Source organism: Cereibacter azotoformans, from assembly GCF_021391315.1.
Lineage (GTDB): Bacteria > Pseudomonadota > Alphaproteobacteria > Rhodobacterales > Rhodobacteraceae > Cereibacter_A > Cereibacter_A azotoformans.
Genome location: NZ_CP090021.1, coordinates 2,941,227 through 2,959,477, shown reverse-complemented (window position 1 = coordinate 2,959,477; position 18,251 = coordinate 2,941,227). Strand labels below are relative to the sequence as shown.

Genomic DNA, 18,251 nt, shown 5'->3' with positions numbered 1-18,251 from the left:
CAACCGGGGGACCAAGGGCAGATGATCAGGCGGTACGGCGAGCCGGTCCGGGCAGACCGGCGCTACAGGCGCAGGGCGGGGGTCTATGCGGTGCTGCTGAGCGGCAGCGAGATCCTCACGACGTTCCAGGAACAACCCTTTGCCGAGTTCCAGTTGCCCGGAGGCGGGATCGATCCCGGCGAGCATCCGGTTGCGGCCCTGCACCGCGAGGTGATGGAAGAGACCGGCTGGCGCATCGGGCAGGCCTGCAGGATCGGCGCCTTCCGCCGCTTCACCCACATGCCGGAATACGACCTCTGGGCCGAGAAGCTCTGCACGGTTTACCTCGCCCGGCCCGTCCGGCGCCTCGGCCCGCCCACAGAACCCGGCCACCACGCCGTCTGGCTGCCCATCGACGAGGCGCTGAGGCAGCTGAGGAATCCCGGTGACCGGGCGCTTCTGGAACTGGCCCTGCGCTGATCTCCCGCGGGCCACGCGGCATCAGGGACGGTAGTCGAACATCACCCCCGAGACATCGTCCCGAAGATCCGCACGCCCCATCCGGTCGTGGAGCGACCAGACCAGCGCCTCCATCAGCGCCTCGGGGTTCAGCCCCGCATTGGCGTGCAGCAGCGTCGCAAGACCTTCCTCTCCCAGTGCATGACCCGCGACGTCGGGACATTCCGTCACCCCGTCCGACAGCAGAAGCACCCGGTCGCCCGGCGCGAGGCGACATTCGGTGCGCTCGTAGCTGGCATCCGGGATCAGGCCGATCGGCAGGCCGCCCTGCCCCAACATCTCGATCGTGCCGTCGGCGCGCATCACCACGGGGTGCGGATGACCCGCCTGAACCAGTTCCACCCGTCCGGTGCCGAGATCAATCTCGGCATAGGCCATGGTGAAATACTGATCGACCTGCAGCTCTTCGAGCATCATGCGGTTGAACCGGCTTGCCACCATGTCGGGCGGCCAGGTCTGCCGCCCCTTGCACCGATAGCAGTTGCCACCTGTCAACGCGAAGTTCCGGTCGGGAGAGACACCCGAGAGCAGCCCCGCCAGCCGCGCCGTCATCAGCGCCGAGGCGACGCCATGGCCCGAGACATCGATCGAGTAGATGGCGACTCGCCCGGTCGCGATCTCGAACGAGCCCGCCAGATCCCCGCCGACCCGGCCCGAAGGCCGCATCAGGAGCGTGACGGTCGAGTTGCCGAACCGCCGGTGCCGGTCCCGCGCGAGCGACTGCTGCAGCTTGCGGGCCTCGATCAGGTCGCGATCGAGCGTCTCATAGACGGCGCGCAGTTCGCCGAAGGCCTCTTCGAGCAGGTGGTTCTTGCCCACCAGCTCGGCCTGCATCCCCAGCACGCGCTCACCGGCGCGCAGCCGGGCGCGAAGTTCGTCGGATGCGACGGGCTTGACGAGATAGTCGTCAGCCCCGCAATCGAGGCCGTCCACGACCTCACCCGTGCCCGAACGCGAGGTCAGCAGTATGAAATAGCAGTAGTTTTCCCGTGGAAGCGCCCGGATGAGGCGACACAGGTCAAGCCCCGAGAGGCCCGGCATCATCCAGTCGCTCAGGACGATGTCGATACCCGCCGTGCCGCACAGTTCCAGCGCCTCGTCGGCCCCGTCGGCCTCGCTGACGCGATAGCCCCAGCGCCTGAGCGACAGCGCGAGCAGCCGCCGCTGGGCGCGGCTGTCATCCACGACCAGCACATGCCGCGACGGAGCGGCGGATCGGCGCGGGGCGACATCCGTCATCAGAAGGGATCGGGCGCTCACGAGTCTGTCTTCAAGATGGGCCTCTCGGCGGATTGCGCGCCAAGGATGCGGGACCGGAGCTTAAGGGGGGATGAAGGCTAAAATGGTCCGCATCGGCCGGCCTCGCGGTCATGCAACGTTAAGACGGGGCGGCGAGGGTCAGCCCGTGCGAAACCGGACGGGCGGACAGGATGATAGACTGGAACAGGATCGCGGCCCTGCGGGACGAGGTCGGCCCCGAGGGCTTTGACGAGGTGGTGCAGATGTTTCTCGAGGAGACGGACGCGACAATCCGAAGCCTCTCCGGGCGCCCGGATCCGGGCCTTGAGGAGATGTTGCATTTCCTCAAGGGGTCCGCGCTCAACCTGGGCTTCGTCGCCGTCTCGCGTCTGTGCGAGGAAGGAGAGCGGCTCGCAGCCGGCGGGCGGGGATCCGAGGTCAACCTCGACGCTCTGATCGCAAGCTACCGCCGCGCGCGGATGGATTTCCTCAAGGGGCTGGAGCCTAGATCAGGAATTCCGCCAGCGCCTCATCGCCCGTGATGTCGCGATGCTTGAGACCGGCCGCCTCCATCACCTCGACGAGACGTTTGAAATTCTCGGCCTTCTTCGTCTCGATCCCGATCAGGACCGAGCCGAAGTTGCGCGCCGACTTCTTGAGATACTCGAACCGCGAGATGTCGTCGTCGGGGCCGAGCATCATCAGGAACTCGCGCAAGGCCCCGGGGCGCTGGGGCATCCGAAGGATGAAATACTTCTTGAGACCCGAGTAGCGTTGCGCCCTCTCCTTCACCTCGGGCAAGCGTTCGAAGTCGAAGTTGCCGCCCGACGTCACGCAGACGACCGTCCGGCCGCGGATCTCCTCGGCAAGCTCGGGCAGCACATCCACCGAAAGGGCGCCCGCGGGTTCAAGCACGATGCCCTCGACGTTCAGCATCTCGAGCATGGTGATGCAGATCCGGTCCTCGGGCGCGAGCAGCACCTGTCCGGGCTGCGCCCAGTCGAGCATCGAGAAGGGCAGATCGCCCAGCCGCGCCACCGCCGCCCCGTCCACGAAGCTGTTCACCCGCGGCAGCGCCACCGGCCCGCCCGCCACAAGGGCCGCGCGCAGGCTGGCCCCGCCTTCCGGCTCGACGAAGCGGAAGGCCGTGCCGGGTGCCTCGGATCGCAGGAAGGCCGTGACACCCGAGGCAAGCCCCCCGCCGCCCACCGGCAGAACCACCAGATCCGGCGCCCGGCCCAGCTGCTCGAGCAGTTCCACCCCGACGCTCGCCTGACCCTCGATCACATCGGGATCGTCGAAGGGGGCCAGGAAGTGCGCGCCCTGCTCGGCGCACCACGCCTGCGCGGCCGCGAGCGTCTGGTCGAAATAGTCGCCCGTCAGCACGATCTCGACCGCCTCGCCGCCGAAGGTGCGCGTCTTGTCGATCTTCTGCTGCGGCGTCGTCACCGGCATGAAGATCGTGCCCCGCACGCCGAAGTGCCGGCATGCATAGGCCACCCCCTGCGCATGGTTGCCCGCCGAGGCACAGACGAAGGACCGCTGCTCGGGTCGCGCAGCGCGCACCTTGCGCATCGCCGTGAAGGCCCCCCGCAGCTTGTAGCTGCGCACCGGCGTCAGATCCTCGCGCTTCAGCCAGATCTCGGCCTGATACCGGGCCGAGAGATGGTCGTTGCGCTGGAGCGGCGTCTCGGGAAACAGATCGCGCAGGGCACGGGTGGCGGAACGGGCGTTTCGGGCAAACTGGGTCATGCGCACACCCTAGCCGCTTCCGTCAGCCTCCGCCACGCCCTCGCACGCCTGCGCCCCTTGTTCAGAACGGCGAAGTTCACTAGACCGGCGTGCGAACTTTCCCGCCATGGAGCCCCGCATGTCCGCCCCGAAGAAAGTCGTCCTTGCCTATTCCGGCGGGCTCGACACCTCGATCATCCTGAAGTGGCTGCAGACCGAATACGGCTGCGAGGTCGTGACCTTCACCGCCGACCTCGGCCAGGGCGAGGAACTGGAACCCGCCCGCGAGAAGGCGGTGATGCTGGGCATCAAGCCGGACAACATCTTCATCGAGGATGTGCGCGAGGAGTTCGTGCGCGACTTCGTCTTCCCGATGTTCCGGGCCAACGCACTCTACGAGGGGCTCTACCTGCTCGGCACCTCGATCGCGCGGCCGCTGATCGCCAAGCGGCTGGTCGAGATCGCGGCCATGACCGGCGCCGATGCGGTGGCCCACGGCGCGACCGGCAAGGGCAACGACCAGGTGCGCTTCGAACTGACGGCCTATGCGCTGGACCCCGCCATCAAGGTGATCGCGCCGTGGCGCGAGTGGGATCTGACCTCGCGCACCAGGCTGATCGAGTTTGCCGAGCAGAACCAGATCCCGATCGCCAAGAACAAGCGCGGCGAGGCGCCCTTCTCGGTCGATGCGAACCTCTTGCACACTTCGTCCGAAGGCCGCGTGCTGGAGAATCCGGGCGAGGAAGCGCCCGACTATGTCTATCAGCGCACCGTCGATCCCGAAAAGGCGCCCGACACGCCGGAATTCGTGGAGATCACCTTCGAGAAGGGCGACGCGGTGGCGATCAACGGCGAGGCCATGTCGCCGGCCACGATCCTGACCCGGCTGAACGAACTGGGCGGCAAGCATGGCGTGGGCCGGCTGGATCTGGTGGAAAACCGTTTCGTCGGCATGAAGTCGCGCGGCATCTACGAGACGCCCGGAGGCACGATCCTTCTGGAGGCCCACCGCGGCATCGAGCAGATCACGCTCGACAGCGGCGCGGGGCACCTCAAGGATTCGATCATGCCGCGCTACGCCGAGCTGATCTACAACGGCTTCTGGTACAGCCCCGAGCGCGAGATGCTTCAGGCGCTGATCGACAAGTCGCAAGAGCACGTCTCGGGCACCGTTCGTGTCAAGCTTTACAAGGGCTTCGCCCGCACCGTGGCCCGCTGGTCGGATCACTCGCTCTATTCCGAGAAGCATGTCACCTTCGAGGAGGATGCGGGCGCCTACGACCAGAAGGACGCCGCCGGCTTCATCCGGCTGAACGCCCTGCGGCTGAAACTGATCGCCACGCGCAACGCACGCGTGAAGGGCTGAGAGGCCCGCAGGCGGAACCGGCGCCGGGCGGCGCCGGTTGACCTCCTTTCCCAAGGGAGAGGAGACCCTGAAATGAGCCTCAAGAAAGTCCTCGGGTTGATGCTGGCCTCGCGGATGGCCGGGCGCGGCGGGCGCGCGGGAGGGCTCGGTTCGGCCGCCGCCCTTGGCGCGGGTGTCAGCAAGAAGGCCGGAATGGCCGCCCTTGCCTACATGGCCTACCGCGCGTGGCAGGACCAGCCGTCGCGCGCGCCGGGCACGGCCACGGGCGGCACGTCTGGCAGCGCGTCGGGCGGCATCGGCGGCATGATCGGCGGCGTCATCGACAGCCTGACCGGCCAACAGAACGGCGCGCAACCGCAACAGATGGCGGATCAACCCTTCGAAGAGGCGATTTCGGACGCAAAGGCCCTGCTTTTGCTGCAGGGGATGGTGGCCGCGGCCTGGGCCGACGGCGCGCTCTCGACGGATGAGCGGCAGCGCATCATCGACCAGCTCGACGCCGCGGGTGCCGACGCGGACGATCGGCGTCTGGTGGAGCGCGAGATCGCGCATCCCCAACCGCTCGACCGCCTGCTGGAGCAGGTGCGCGATCAGGAGACGGCCGAGCAGTTCTACCTGGCCTCGCGCGCGGCGGTCGATCCCACGACCAGCGCGAACCGTGCCTATCTCTGCACGCTGCGGGGCCGGCTGAACCTGTCGGAAGCCGAGGTGCGTGAGGTCGAGGCCCTCACGTCCTGATGCGATGGGCGGCGAGGCGCTCGTAATGGGGCAGCGCCTGCCGCACCAGTTCGGCATCCGGCGGGCTCAGGTCGGGAAGTGGCCCTTCCGGCTCGTCGAATCCGGTCGAGCGATGGACGGCGCCATACCAGTGCGAGGCCCAGATGCCATCCGACGGATGGCCGCCGGCCGGCCAGTTCAGCATCGCCTCGGAGTAAGGGATGCCGAGCCCCGCGCAGAGGTTCGCAAGCGCCGCTCCGGGGTTGCGCCGGATATCGGCGCTGTCGATCACCAGCGGCGGCCGGCCGAGCCAGCCTGCGACCTCGTCGAACAGCTCGGCCTGCTGGACGTATCCGATGTCGGCCAGCGTCGGACCTTCCCGCTTTCTGGCGTAGCTGGCCACGACGCGGGCCGGGTGACGAATCAGGAAAACATTTTCACAACTGCGCATGAAGCTCCGGTCAAAGCCCGGGACCAGGTGCATGGTCATCTGCTTCTGATAGAACAGCGGCTCGCCGCCGGGTGCATCGCCCGCGCAGCGACGCGCGATCACGTCCGGGTCGGTCTCGTGAGCGGCGAGGATCTGCGCACGCATCGGATGGTCGATCCCCGTGACCTTCAGATAGGCCGCGTAGAACGGTTCGTCCCACACGCCGCAGTCGCCGCGCGTCGCGAAGGCATACATCATGGCCGTCGAGAGGTTCCGCGGCCCCGACCACATCGCGATCCTCATGCCGCCACCATCGCCTTGTAGAGATCGCGGATCCGTCGCGTCATCAGACCCATGTCGCCCGTTCCGATCCGCCGACCGTCGATCGTGCCGACCGGGGTCTGCGCGCCGAAGGTGCCGGTCAGGAAAGCCTCGTCGGCCGAGTAGGTCTCGACCAGCGAAAAGTTCTTCTCGAAGACCGGAATGCCTTCCGCGCGGCAGATCTGGATGACTTTTCCACGGGTTATGCCGTTCATGCAGTAGTCCCCCGTGGACGTCCAGACCTCGCCCTTGCGCACGATGAAGAAGTTGCAGGCGTTGGTCGTGTTCACGAAGCCGTGGACATCGAGCATCAGCGCCTCGTCGGCCCCCGCCTTTTCGGCCGCGATGCAGGCGAGGATGCAGTTCAGCTTGGAATGGGAGTTCAGCTTGGGGTCCTGGCTCATCGGCAGGCCACGGATGTGCGGCACGGTCGCGAGGCGGATGGGACGTGGAACCCTGGGCCGCGAATGCTCCATGATGATGGCGATGGTCGGCCCCTGCCGCGACAGCGAGGGATGCTGGAACGGCCGGGTCTTGACGCCGCGCGTGACCATCAGGCGCGCGTGGGCGTCCGTGACCATTCCGTTGGCCTCGGCCGTGTCGTGGATCGCCCGCCGAAGCGCGGCGCGATCCAGCCCGATCTCGAGATCGATCGCCAGCGCCGCCTCGAACAGCCGGTCGAGATGCTCGTCAAGAAAAGCCCAGCGCCCGTCATAGAGGCGGATGCCCTCCCACACGCCGTCGCCCAGCATGAAGCCCGAGTCATAGACGGACACCAGCGCCTCGGCCTTGGGTAGGATACGGCCGTTCAACCAGATGCGGATCGTCTCGTTCCGGCTGTCTTCCTCGGCCTGATGGGTGGTGATCTGTTCGGTCATCATCGGCTCCCTGTTCGGGTCCGAGGCTAGACCGGCGGCGGCAGCGCGCCAAGGGTTTCGGCAAGCGGGCGGCCGGTGTGACACCCGCCGCCCGCAGCCTTGTTCCGTCAGCCCACCTTGCAGGCCGCCATGACGGCCATGTTCAGGATGTCGTTCACGGTGGAGTTGACCGAGCAGATCTGGATCGGCTTCGACACGCCGGTGAGGATCGGCCCGATGACGGTGGCCCCGGCCATCTCCTGCATCAGCTTGATCGAGATCGAGGCCGAGTGCCGCGCGGGCACGACGAGGATGTTCGCGGGCCCGCTCAGCCGGCAGAACGGATATTGCGCCATGGCCGCCGGGTTCAGCGCCACGTCCACGGTCATTTCGCCCTCATATTCGAAATCGACCTTCATCGCGTCCAGCACGCGCGAGGCAGCGCCCATCTTCGCCGCCCGCTCGGAGACCGGATAGCCGAAGGTCGAGAAGGAGACGAAGGCCACCCGCGGCTCCAGCCCGAGGTTGCGCGCCACGCGGGCCGACTTGATGGCGATGTTGGCCAGATCCTCGGGCTCGGGCCATTCATGCACCAGCGTGTCGGCGATTAGGACGATCCGGCCCTTGTGCAGCAGCGCCGTCACGCCCACGGCCCCGTCCGACGCCTTGGCGTCGAAGACGTGGTTGATGAGCTGCATGACATAGGCCGACTTGCGCGTGGCCCCGGTCACGAGGCCGTCGCCATGCCCATGCGCCAGCATCAGCGCCGAGAACACATGCCGGTCGCGCGTCGCCAGCCGCTGGATGTCGTAGCTGTCGAAACCGCCGCGCTGGAGGCGGTTGTAGAGGAACTGCTTGTAGGCATCCATGTGGCGCGAGTTGGCGGCGTTCACCACCTCGAGCTCGCGCACCGCATCGCCGAGGCCGGCGGCCTCCAGCTTCTCGCGCACATCATGCTCGCGGCCCACCACCAGCGCCTTGCCCATGCCGGCGCGCTGGTAGGCCACGGCGGCGCGCAGCACGCGCGGATCGTCGCCCTCGGCAAAGATCATCCGGGCCTGCGCGGCCTTGGCCCGCGCATGGATGCCCTGCAGGATCGAGGCGGTCGGGTCCATCCGCGACTTGAGCGCCAGTTCATAGCCCTGCAGGTCGATGATCGGGCGGCGCGCAACGCCGGTATCCATCCCCGCCTTCGCCACCGCCGGCGGGATCGTGTAGATCAGCCGCGGATCGAACGGCGTGGGAATGATGTAGTCGCGCCCGAACGAGAGCTTGCGGCCGTAGGCCATCGCCACCTCGTCCGGCACATCCTCGCGCGCAAGCGCGGCCAGCGCCTTGGCGCAGGCGATCTTCATCTCGTCGTTGATGGCGCGGGCGTGGATGTCCAGTGCGCCGCGGAACAGGTAGGGGAAGCCCAGGACGTTGTTCACCTGGTTCGGATAGTCCGACCGGCCGGTCGCCACAATCGCATCGGCGCGGACGGCGTGGGCCTCTTCGGGCGTGATCTCGGGATCGGGGTTCGCCATGGCGAAGATCACCGGGTTCTCGGCCATCGAGGCCACCATCGCCGGCGTCACCGCGCCCTTGGCCGAGACGCCGAGGAAGACATCGGCCCCCACCATCGCCTCTTCCAGCGTGCGGCAGTCCGTCTTGGCCGCATGGGCCGACTTCCACTGGTTCATGCCCTCGGTGCGGCCCTGCCAGATCACGCCCTTGGTGTCGCACATGATGCAGTTGTCGTGGCGCGCGCCCATGGTCTTGAGGAGTTCCAGGCAGGCAATCCCCGCCGCCCCGGCGCCGTTCAGCACGATGCGGCAATCCTCGATCTTCTTGCCAGACAGCTCCAGCGCGTTGATGAGGCCCGCGGCGCAGATCACCGCCGTGCCGTGCTGGTCGTCATGGAACACCGGGATGTCCATGAGTTCCTTCAGGCGCTGCTCGATGATGAAGCACTCGGGCGCCTTGATGTCCTCGAGGTTGATGCCGCCGAAGGTCGGCCCCATCAGCTTCACGGCCTGGATGATCTCGTCCGGGTCTTCGGTGTCCAGCTCGATGTCGATGGCGTTGACGTCGGCGAAGCGCTTGAAGAGCACCGCCTTGCCCTCCATCACCGGCTTCGAGGCCATCGCGCCGAGGTTGCCCATGCCGAGGATCGCGGTCCCGTTCGAGATCACGGCCACCATGTTGCCCTTGACCGTGTAGTCATAGACCGTCTCGGGCGCGTCGGCGATCGCCTGCACCGGGACGGCCACCCCTGGCGAATAAGCGAGGCTCAGGTCGCGCTGCGTCGCCATGGGCGTCGAGGCGACGATCTCGTATTTGCCCGGCCGCGGTTCGAGATGGTAGAGAAGCGCCTCTTCGGGCGTGATCTTTGTCTTGGTCATGAGGGGGCCATCCTGTGCAAGCACGGCCCTTCTAGCGCCGCGCCGCCCTCGCAACAATCACCAAGGATTTGCGGCTTTTCCCCGCAGAGGCGCTTTTGTAGGGTCGGCCGACCTGCAGGGGAGATGATGTGAGCGACGACACCGTCACGCCGATGATGGCGCAATATCTGGAGATCAAGGCGCAGCACCCCGGCGCGATCCTGTTCTACCGGATGGGCGACTTCTACGAGATGTTCTTCGAGGATGCGGCGCTGGCGGCCGAGGCGCTGGACATCGCGCTGACCAAGCGCGGCAAGCACAAGGGCGAGGATATCGCCATGTGCGGCGTGCCGATCCATGCCGCCGAGGGCTACCTGCTGACGCTGATCCGCAAGGGGTTCCGCGTCGCCATCGCCGAGCAGATGGAGGATCCGGCCGAGGCGAAGAAACGCGGCTCCAAGTCCGTTGTCCGGCGCGAGGTGGTGCGGCTCGTCACCCCCGGCACGCTGACCGAGGACAGCCTGCTGGAGGCGCGGCGGCACAACTTCCTCTGCGCATTCGCCGAGATCCGCGACGAGGCGGCACTCGCCTGGGCCGACATCTCGACCGGCGAATTCAGCGTCACGCCCTGCCCGCTGCCCCGCCTTCTGCCCGAGCTTGCCCGCCTCGCGCCGCGCGAACTGCTGGTGGCCGACGAACGCCCGCTCGACTGGATCGAGGAGGTGGGATGCGCCCTGACCCCTCTCGCCCGCGCGAGCTTTGACAGCGCCTCGGCCGAAAAGCGGCTCTGCACGCTCTTCGGGGTCGGCACGCTGGACAGCTTCGGCAACTTCACCCGCCCCGAGCTGTCGGCCATGGGCGCGCTGGTCGATTACCTCGACCTCACGCAGCGCGGAAAGCTGCCGCTCCTGCGCCCGCCCGTGCGCGAGGTCGCGGGCGGCACGGTGCAGATCGACGCCGCCACCCGGCGCAACCTCGAGATCACGCAAGCCCTCACCGGCGGGCGCGAAGGTTCGCTGCTATCAGCGGTGGACCGCACCGTCACCGCCCCCGGCGCCCGCCTGCTCGAGCGGCGGCTCTCCAGCCCCTCGCGCGACCTTGGCCTGATCCACAACCGGCTCGCGGCTGTGAGCTGGCTGACGGACGAGCCGCGGCTGCGCGAGGATCTGCGGGCGAGCCTGCGCCGCGTGCCGGACATGGACCGCGCCCTCTCGCGGCTCGCGCTCGACCGTGCCGGGCCACGGGACATGGCGGCGATCCGCGCCGGCCTCACGCAGGCCGAGGCCATCGCAGGCCGTATGCCGGCCGACGCACCTTCCCTGCTCGCGGAGACACTCGAGGCGCTCCGCGGCCACGAGAACCTCGTGGAACTCCTCGATCAGGCGCTGGTGGCCGAGCCGCCGCTGCTGGCGCGCGACGGCGGCTTCATCGCCCCGGGCTTCGATGGTGACCTCGACGAGACACGGCGCCTGCGCGACGAGGGCCGCGGCGTGATCGCGTCGATGCAGGCCGGCTTCATCGAGACGACCGGCATCCAGAGCCTGAAGATCAAGCACAACAACGTGCTCGGCTATTTCATCGAAGTCACCTCGACCCACGCCGAAAAGATGCTCTCACCCCCCCTGTCCGAGAGCTTCATCCACCGCCAGACGACCGCGGGGCAGGTGCGCTTCACCACCGTCGCCCTCTCGGAACTCGAAACGCGCATCCTGAACGCCGGGAACCGCGCGCTCGAACTCGAGAAGATGCATTTTGCGGCGCTGCGGACGGCGATCCTCGATCAGGCGGGCGCGATCGGCCGCGCCGCCCGGGCGCTGGCCGAGGTGGACCTGATCGCGGCCTTCGCCGACCTCGCCGTGGCCGAGGACTGGACCGAGCCGCAGGTGGACGACAGCCGCGCCTTCGCCATCGAGGCCGGCCGGCATCCGGTCGTCGAGCGTGCCCTCCGCCGGACCGGCACGCCCTTCGTGGCGAACGACTGCGACCTGTCCAAGGCCGAGACGCCGGCCGTCTGGCTCATCACCGGGCCGAACATGGCCGGTAAATCCACCTTCCTGCGCCAGAACGCACTGATCGCGCTGCTCGCCCAAGCGGGCAGCTTCGTCCCGGCCCGCCGGGCCCATATCGGCCTCGTCAGCCAGATCTTCAGCCGCGTCGGCGCCTCGGACGATCTGGCCCGCGGCCGCTCGACCTTCATGGTCGAGATGGTCGAAACCGCCGCCATCCTGAACCAGGCCGATGACCGCGCGCTTGTGATCCTCGACGAGATCGGCCGCGGTACAGCCACCTGGGACGGGCTCTCGATCGCCTGGGCCACGCTCGAGCATCTGCACGACACGAACCGCTGCCGCGCGCTCTTCGCCACCCACTACCACGAGATGACGGCGCTCGCCGGCAAGCTCACCGGCGTCGAGAACGCCACCGTGTCCGTCAAGGAATGGCAGGGCGAGGTGATCTTCCTGCACGAGGTCCGGCGCGGCGCGGCTGATCGGTCCTATGGTGTGCAGGTGGCGCGGCTCGCGGGCCTTCCCGCCTCGGTGATCGAGCGCGCACGTACCGTCCTCGACGCGCTCGAGTCCGGCGAACGCGAGAGCGGTCCACGGCGGCGGGCGCTGATCGACGACCTGCCGCTCTTTCGCGCCGCCCCGCCGCCGCCCGCCCCCGCCGCTCCTCCCAAAGCCTCGCAGGTGGAAGAGCGGCTGCGCGCGATCCAGCCCGACGACCTCAGCCCGCGCGAGGCGCTCAAACTCCTCTACGATCTCCGGGCCCTCCTGCCCTGAGATCGCTTTCATTCTGGTTCAAATATCCCGCGGGGGGCCCGACCCAACGGGTCGGGCGGGGGGCGCGCAGCCCCCCTCCGACATCGGCCCGGCTCAGGCGCCGGTGTTCGACGACACGCCCACCTGCGCGGGACGCAGCAGCCGGTCATGGATCATGAAGCCCTCGGTCATCACCTGGATGATCTGGCCGGCCTTGGTGCCGGGCACCGGAGCCTCGAACATCGCCTGATGCTGCTGCGGGTCGAACGTGTCGCCGACCTGCGGCGTGATCGGCCGCACGCCATGCTTGTTCATCACGTTGCGCAGCTCGCGAAGCGTGAGTTCCACCCCCTCGATCAGCGCCGCGGCGGCGGCCCGCTGCTCGTCCCCGGCCACCTCGAGCGCGCGGCTCAGGTTGTCATAGACCGGCAACAGGTCGCGCGCGAGGCGCGTGCCGCCATATTGCTCGGCCTCGCGCCGGTCGCGGTCGGCCCGCTTGCGGCTGTTCTCGGCATCGGCCAGCGCGCGCATGAAGCGGTCGCGCAGCTCGTCGCGCTCGGCGCGCAGCACCTCGAGCTCGTCGATCTCGGGCGCCTCCGCCAGTTCCGGCGCATCCACACTCTCGTCCCGGGGTGCCTGGTCCTCGGCCATCTCGTCTTTCCTTGCGTTCGTCATGCTCGTCATCCCTTGCCGCGGTCGGACACCAGCCGACCCACCAGCTGCGCCGTGTAATCGACGATCGGCACGATGCGCCCGTAGTTGAGCCGCGTCGGACCGATCACGCCAATGGCGCCGATGATCTTTCGATCCGCGTTCATATAGGGAGAGACCACCAGAGAGGAACCCGAAAGTGAGAAAAGCTTGTTTTCCGAGCCGATGAAAATGCGCACGCCCTCGCCCTCCTCGGCCAGTTCGAGGAACTCGGCGATGTCGCGCTTGCGCTCCAGATCGTCGAAGAGCGTTCGGATCCGCTCGAAATCAGCCGCCTCGGTCGATCCCTCCAGGAGGTTGGCGCGCCCCCGCACGATCAGGCGCTCGGACTGCTCGCCCGGGTTCTCCCACACGGCAAGGCCACTCTGGACCAGATCATGCGCCAGCGCGTCGATCTCCCGCCGGCGCCGGGAAATCTCATGACCGATGGTCTGGCGCATGTCGGCCAGCGTCCGGCCCTCGACCAGCGCGTTGAGGAAGTTCGCCGCCTCCCGCATCGAGGAGGCGGTCTGGCCCGGCGGCGGGCGGAAGACGCGGTTCTCGACATGGCCATCGGCGAAGACCAGCACGACCAGCGCCCGGTCGGCCCCGAGGCTCACGAATTCGATATGGCGGATCGGCGCCTCGTGCTTGGGCGACAGGACGAGGCTGGCACCGTGGGTGATCGAGGAGAGCGTCGCCCCCACCCGGTCGAGCAGCGACACCACGTCATGCTCGTTCCCGCCCATCGTGGCGTCGATCCGCTCGCGGTCCTCGTCCGAGACGGTGCCGACCTCGAGCAGCCCGTCCACGAACATCCGCAGGCCCAGCTGCGTCGGGATCCGCCCCGCCGAGACATGCGGACTGTCCAGCAGGCCCAGATATTCCAGATCCTGCATCACGTTGCGGATGGTGGCCGCGCTGACCTTCTCGGTCATGTGGCGTGTCAGGGTGCGCGATCCCACCGGATCGCCCGAGGCGAGATAGCCCTCGACCACGCGCCGGAACACCTCGCGCGAGCGGTCATTCATCTCGGATAGCATCTTGCTGCCTTGACTCATCACCCAGCCTTCAAGCGACTGCCGACTTTAGCGAGGCGGCTTGGTGCCCGTCAATCGGGCTGGCCTTCACTAAGGGTTGCATCTGCGCGCGCGGGCGGCCTATCTGGCCCGGTTCCAGACATGAGGTTTTCCATGCGTCCTTCCGGCAGAAAGCTCGACCAGATGCGGTCGGTGTCCATCGAGCCCAACGTGATGAAACATGCCGAGGGCTCGTGCCTCATCCGCATGGGCGAGACGCATGTGCTCTGCTCGGCCTCGATCGAGGACAAGCCGCCGCCGTTCCTGAAGAACACGGGCCTCGGCTGGGTGACGGCCGAATACGGGATGCTGCCGCGCGCCACCACCTCGCGCAACCGGCGCGAAGCCACCGCCGGCAAACAGAGCGGCCGCACGCAGGAGATCCAGCGCCTGATCGGCCGCGCGCTGCGCGCCGGCATCGACCGCTCGGCGCTGGGTGAGCGGCAGATCGTGATCGACTGCGACGTGCTGCAGGCCGACGGCGGCACCCGCTGCGCCTCGATCACAGGCGGGTGGGTCGCGCTGCGGCTGGCCGTCAACAAGCTGCTCAAGGCCGGGATCGTGGTCTCGGACCCGATCGTGGATCACGTCGCGGCCGTCTCTTGCGGGATCTACGCCGGCCAGCCGGTCCTTGACCTCGACTATGCCGAGGATTCCACCGCCGGCACCGATGGCAACTTTGTCCTGACCGGCCGGCAGCGGCTGATCGAGGTGCAGATGTCGGCCGAGGGCGCCAGCTTCTCGCGGGACGAGATGGGCCAGCTGCTCGACCTGGCCGAGGCGGGCATCGCCGATCTGGTGGCGGCGCAGAAGGCGTCGCTCGGATGACGCGGACGTTCTCGGGCGACCGGCTGCTGGTCGCCACGCACAACAAGGGCAAGCTCGAGGAGATCCAGCATCTCTTCGAGCCCTTGGGGATTGCGGTCGTCTCGGCGGGTGAACTGGGCCTGCCCGAGCCGGAGGAGACCGAAACCACCTTCGTGGGCAACGCCCGCATCAAGGCCCATGCCGCGGCGAAGGCGGCCGGCATGGTGGCGCTGGCCGACGATTCCGGCATCACCATCGACGCGCTCGACGGGGCGCCGGGCGTCTATACGGCCGACTGGGCCATGACACCCACGGGTCGGGATTTCGTCAAGGCGATGACCGACACATGGGCGAAGCTCGAGACGGCGAACGCCCCCTTCCCGCGCAAGGCGCAGTTCCGCTGCACGCTGGTTCTGGCCTGGCCCGACGGGCACGACGAGGTGTTCGAGGGCGTGATGCCCGGACAGGTCGTCTGGCCGATGCGCGGCGATCAGGGCCACGGCTACGATCCGATCTTCCAGCCCGACGGCAGCGATCTGACCTTTGGCGAAATGGACCGCTGGGAAAAGAACCAGATCAGCCACCGCGCCCGCGCCTTCCGCAGCCTGATGGCGGGGTGCTTCACGTGAAACGGATTTCCAGCGGTTCGCCCTTCGAGGCTGCGATGGGCTATTCCCGCGCCGTGGTGAAGGGCAACTGGTGCTTCGTCGCGGGCACTACGGGCTATGACTATGCCACCATGACCATGCCCGAGGGCGTGGCCGAGCAGGCCCGGAACTGCCTTGGCACCATCGCACGGGTTCTTGATGAGGCCGGTTTCTCGATGGCCGACATCGTGCGGGTGCAGTATACCGTCACCGACGCGGCGCTGATCGAGGCGCTGGCCCCCGTTCTGGGGGACGTGCTGGGCGAGATCCGTCCGGCCGCGACCATGGTCATCGCCGGGCTGATCCGCCCCGAGATGCTGGTCGAGATCGAGGTGACGGCCTTCAAGGGGTAGCGATGGACGACTGGCGGAACGGCGGCTTCGGGCTTTACCTGCACTGGCCGTTCTGTCAGTCGAAATGCCCCTACTGCGACTTCAATTCCCACGTCGCGGCCACCATCGACCAGAGCCGCTGGCAGCGGGCCTACCTGTCCGAAATCCGCCGTCTGGGCAACGAGACCGAAGGACGGGTGCTGAACTCGGTCTTCTTCGGCGGCGGCACGCCCTCGCTGATGGAGCCCGAGCTGGTGGCCGCCATCCTCGAGACGGTGCGGGCCACCTGGCCGCTTGCCAACGATCTGGAAGTGACACTTGAGGCCAACCCCGGATCGGTCGAGGCTGGCCGCTTCCGCGGCTTCCGCGACGCCGGCGTCAACCGGATCTCGATGGGGATACAGGCGCTGAACGACGCCGACCTCCGCCAGCTCGGGCGGCTGCATACGGTGGCCGAGGCGCGCGCGGCCTTCGACGTGGCGCGCGCGACCTTCGACCGGGTGAGCTTCGACCTGATCTATGCCCGGCAGGACCAGTCACTCGCGGACTGGCGACAGGAACTGTCGGAGGCGCTGGCCATGGCGGCGGATCACCTCTCGATGTATCAGCTCACGATCGAGGACGGCACGGCCTTTGGCGAGCGGTTCAAGCGCGGCAAGCTGAGAGGCCTGCCGGAAGAGGAACTGTCGGCCGACATGTATGCGCTGACGCAGGATCTGTGCGACGCGGCCGGCCTGCCCGCCTACGAAATCTCGAACCACGCACAACCGGGCGCCGAATCACGCCACAATCTGATCTACTGGCGGGGCGGCGACTATGCCGGAGCCGGCCCCGGCGCTCATGGTCGCGTCAGTCTGGCGACCGGCCGCTGGGCAACGGAGGCACCAAAAGCGCCCGGCGGATGGCTGGAACGTGTCGAACGCGACGGAAACGGCGAGCTGCCGCGCGTAAGGCTGGACCGCGAGGACCATGCGCTGGAATATCTGATGATGGCGCTGCGATTGCGCGAGGGCCTGGACAGCGAGCGTCATGCCGCGCTGGCCGGGCGACCACTGGACGAGCGGCGGGTCACCGACCTGCAGGAGATGGGCATGATCGAAACAGACGGCGCGCGGCTGCGCGCAACCACCCGGGGCCGCATGGTCCTGAACTCCGTCATCGCCTCATTGGCGGGTGAGTGACATGCGGCTGCTGTGGGTCTCGGCCGGTCTCACGTCGCTGGGGCTCGGAACGCTCGGCATCTTCCTGCCGCTGCTTCCGACCGTACCGTTCCTGCTGCTGGCAGCCTTCTGCTTCGCCCGCTCGTCCGAGCGGTTGCATCACTGGCTGGTCACCCACCCCGTCCTGGGGCCGCCGATCCAGGATTGGCAACGTTCGGGCGCCATCTCGATCAAGGGCAAGCGGATGGCCACCGTGTCGATGCTGGCGGTCTTCGGCTTTTCGGTCGGGATGGAGCTTCGCCCGGCCATCCTCGCCGTTCAGGCGGCCGTGCTCTGCGCCACCAGCATATTCATATGGACCCGTCCCTCGGCATGACCGAGAGGGTGCGGCAGAGCGTGTCCAGATCGTCGAGCGTGTTGTAGCGGATCGTCAGGCGCCCGCTTTCTCCACCCGGCTCGTGATCGATCGTGACCGCCATCTTGAGATTGGCCGAAAGATCGGCCTCCAGAGCCCGCGTATCCGCATCCTTCTCGCGCCCACCGCGCGGGGCGCTCGGCTTCCGCTTGTCGGTGGCGCCCCGGGCGAGCCGCTCGGTGTCACGGACCGACAGGTTCCGCGAGATCACCTGACGCGCCAGATCCGAGGCGTTCGGCGTTGTGATCAGGGCGCGCGCATGGCCCGCCGTCAGCTTCCCCTCACGCAGCCAGCCTTGGACTTCGTCAGGAAGTTGAAGCAATCTCAACAGGTTAGCGATGTGAGAGCGGCTTTTGGAGAGCGCCTCGGCCAGCTTTTCCTGCGTATGGCCAAACCGGTCCATCAGCTGACGGTAGCCCATGGCCTCTTCGATCGCGTTGAGATCCGCGCGCTGGATGTTCTCGATGATCGCAACCTCGAGAACCTCGGTGTCGTCGAACTCGCGCACGATGACGGGCAGCTCATGCACCTGCGCAAGCTGGGACGCACGCCAGCGCCGCTCACCCGCCACGATCTCGTAGCGGTCGGTCTCGGGGATCGGTCGGACGATCAGCGGCTGGATGACGCCCTTCTGCCGGATCGATGCCGCCAGATCCTCCAGCGCCTCCGGGCCAAAATCACGGCGCGGCTGGTTGGGGTTGGGAACCAGCTTCTCGACAGGCACCAGAAGGTCTGCGCGACGGCCGGCGCCCTGCCCCGGATCAACCTCCACCTGAATGTCTGCCATCAAGGCGGACAGGCCGCGGCCGAGCCCCCGACGTTCCATCTTTCTCTCCATTC

The 18,251-nt window shown here is 67.7% G+C and carries 18 protein-coding genes; 10 read left to right on the top strand and 8 right to left on the bottom strand.

Features of this window, described 5'->3' with window-relative positions; genetic code table 11:
• The first annotated feature begins 21 nt into the window (after nucleotides 1–21).
• Nucleotides 22–459 (top strand): NUDIX domain-containing protein, encoded by a 438-nt coding sequence (locus LV780_RS14810; RefSeq protein ID WP_011909594.1) that lies wholly within the window; start codon nucleotides 22–24, stop codon nucleotides 457–459.
• A 21-nt stretch (nucleotides 460–480) separates the two neighbouring features.
• Here LV780_RS14810 and LV780_RS14805 read toward each other — a convergent pair whose 3' ends face one another.
• On the bottom strand, nucleotides 481–1,737 hold the full coding sequence (locus tag LV780_RS14805; protein WP_108220851.1) for a PP2C family protein-serine/threonine phosphatase: 1,257 nt from the start codon (nucleotides 1,735–1,737) through the stop codon (nucleotides 481–483).
• Nucleotides 1,738–1,928: 191 nt separating this feature from the next.
• On the opposite strand from LV780_RS14805, the gene LV780_RS14800 reads away from it, so the two are divergent.
• Entirely contained in the window at nucleotides 1,929–2,279 is a 351-nt protein-coding gene (locus tag LV780_RS14800) for an Hpt domain-containing protein (protein ID WP_180325096.1), read from the top strand.
• On the opposite strand, the gene ilvA is transcribed toward LV780_RS14800, so the two are convergent.
• A complete protein-coding gene (ilvA, locus tag LV780_RS14795) occupies nucleotides 2,242–3,489 on the bottom strand; it encodes a threonine ammonia-lyase IlvA (RefSeq protein WP_108220852.1) in 1,248 nt (415 codons plus the stop codon). The genes LV780_RS14800 and ilvA overlap by 38 nt on opposite strands.
• 118 nt (nucleotides 3,490–3,607) lie before the next feature.
• Here ilvA and LV780_RS14790 point away from each other — a divergent pair, with 118 nt between their 5' ends.
• Together LV780_RS14790 and LV780_RS14785 are read left to right on the top strand one after the other, a co-directional pair.
• On the top strand, nucleotides 3,608–4,834 hold the full coding sequence (locus LV780_RS14790; protein ID WP_011909598.1) for an argininosuccinate synthase: 1,227 nt from the start codon (nucleotides 3,608–3,610) through the stop codon (nucleotides 4,832–4,834).
• A gap of 72 nt (nucleotides 4,835–4,906) precedes the next feature.
• Nucleotides 4,907–5,572 (top strand): tellurite resistance TerB family protein, encoded by a 666-nt coding sequence (locus tag LV780_RS14785; protein WP_011909599.1) that lies wholly within the window; start codon nucleotides 4,907–4,909, stop codon nucleotides 5,570–5,572.
• Here LV780_RS14785 and LV780_RS14780 read toward each other — a convergent pair.
• The 3 genes from LV780_RS14780 to LV780_RS14770 all read right to left on the bottom strand — a co-directional run bounded on the left by LV780_RS14780 (nucleotide 5,562) and on the right by LV780_RS14770 (nucleotide 9,543).
• The gene (locus LV780_RS14780) at nucleotides 5,562–6,284 is read right to left on the bottom strand and encodes a sulfotransferase-like domain-containing protein (RefSeq protein ID WP_101339701.1); all 723 of its coding nucleotides are present in this window, start codon (nucleotides 6,282–6,284) and stop codon (nucleotides 5,562–5,564) included. The two genes, LV780_RS14785 and LV780_RS14780, sit on opposite strands and share 11 nt — an antisense overlap.
• Nucleotides 6,281–7,180, bottom strand: coding sequence for a D-amino acid aminotransferase (locus LV780_RS14775; RefSeq protein WP_108220931.1), 900 nt, complete (start codon nucleotides 7,178–7,180; stop codon nucleotides 6,281–6,283). Before LV780_RS14775 ends, LV780_RS14780 begins: the two co-directional genes overlap by 4 nt.
• 107 nt (nucleotides 7,181–7,287) lie before the next feature.
• On the bottom strand, nucleotides 7,288–9,543 hold the full coding sequence (locus tag LV780_RS14770; protein ID WP_108220853.1) for an NADP-dependent malic enzyme: 2,256 nt from the start codon (nucleotides 9,541–9,543) through the stop codon (nucleotides 7,288–7,290).
• Between the two features lie 128 nt (nucleotides 9,544–9,671).
• Here LV780_RS14770 and mutS point away from each other — a divergent pair, with 128 nt between their 5' ends.
• Complete coding sequence (gene mutS, locus LV780_RS14765; RefSeq protein ID WP_108220854.1) at nucleotides 9,672–12,302, top strand: DNA mismatch repair protein MutS; 2,631 nt, start codon at nucleotides 9,672–9,674, stop codon at nucleotides 12,300–12,302.
• Nucleotides 12,303–12,395: 93 nt separating this feature from the next.
• Here the strand turns inward: mutS and LV780_RS14760 are convergent, their stop codons facing one another.
• Complete coding sequence (locus LV780_RS14760; RefSeq protein ID WP_180325095.1) at nucleotides 12,396–12,956, bottom strand: nucleotide exchange factor GrpE; 561 nt, start codon at nucleotides 12,954–12,956, stop codon at nucleotides 12,396–12,398.
• Nucleotides 12,957–12,961: 5 nt separating this feature from the next.
• The gene (gene hrcA / locus LV780_RS14755; protein ID WP_101339697.1) at nucleotides 12,962–14,032 is read right to left on the bottom strand and encodes a heat-inducible transcriptional repressor HrcA; all 1,071 of its coding nucleotides are present in this window, start codon (nucleotides 14,030–14,032) and stop codon (nucleotides 12,962–12,964) included.
• Between the two features lie 132 nt (nucleotides 14,033–14,164).
• On the opposite strand from hrcA, the gene rph reads away from it, so the two are divergent.
• The 5 genes from rph to LV780_RS14730 are packed head-to-tail and all read left to right on the top strand — an operon-like array spanning nucleotide 14,165 to nucleotide 17,372.
• A complete protein-coding gene (gene rph / locus LV780_RS14750; protein ID WP_180325094.1) occupies nucleotides 14,165–14,878 on the top strand; it encodes a ribonuclease PH in 714 nt (237 codons plus the stop codon).
• The gene (gene rdgB / locus LV780_RS14745; protein WP_101339695.1) at nucleotides 14,875–15,486 is read left to right on the top strand and encodes an RdgB/HAM1 family non-canonical purine NTP pyrophosphatase; all 612 of its coding nucleotides are present in this window, start codon (nucleotides 14,875–14,877) and stop codon (nucleotides 15,484–15,486) included. Before rph ends, rdgB begins: the two co-directional genes overlap by 4 nt.
• On the top strand, nucleotides 15,483–15,857 hold the full coding sequence (locus tag LV780_RS14740) for a RidA family protein (protein ID WP_011909608.1): 375 nt from the start codon (nucleotides 15,483–15,485) through the stop codon (nucleotides 15,855–15,857). Before rdgB ends, LV780_RS14740 begins: the two co-directional genes overlap by 4 nt.
• A gap of 2 nt (nucleotides 15,858–15,859) precedes the next feature.
• Nucleotides 15,860–17,017, top strand: coding sequence for a radical SAM family heme chaperone HemW (hemW, locus tag LV780_RS14735; RefSeq protein WP_108220855.1), 1,158 nt, complete (start codon nucleotides 15,860–15,862; stop codon nucleotides 17,015–17,017).
• A 1-nt stretch (nucleotide 17,018) separates the two neighbouring features.
• Nucleotides 17,019–17,372 (top strand): YbaN family protein, encoded by a 354-nt coding sequence (locus LV780_RS14730; protein ID WP_108220856.1) that lies wholly within the window; start codon nucleotides 17,019–17,021, stop codon nucleotides 17,370–17,372.
• Here LV780_RS14730 and LV780_RS14725 read toward each other — a convergent pair.
• Nucleotides 17,347–18,249, bottom strand: a complete 903-nt coding sequence (locus LV780_RS14725) for a ParB/RepB/Spo0J family partition protein (RefSeq protein ID WP_011909611.1) — start codon at nucleotides 18,247–18,249, stop codon at nucleotides 17,347–17,349. The genes LV780_RS14730 and LV780_RS14725 overlap by 26 nt on opposite strands.
• Nucleotides 18,250–18,251: the final 2 nt, after the last annotated feature.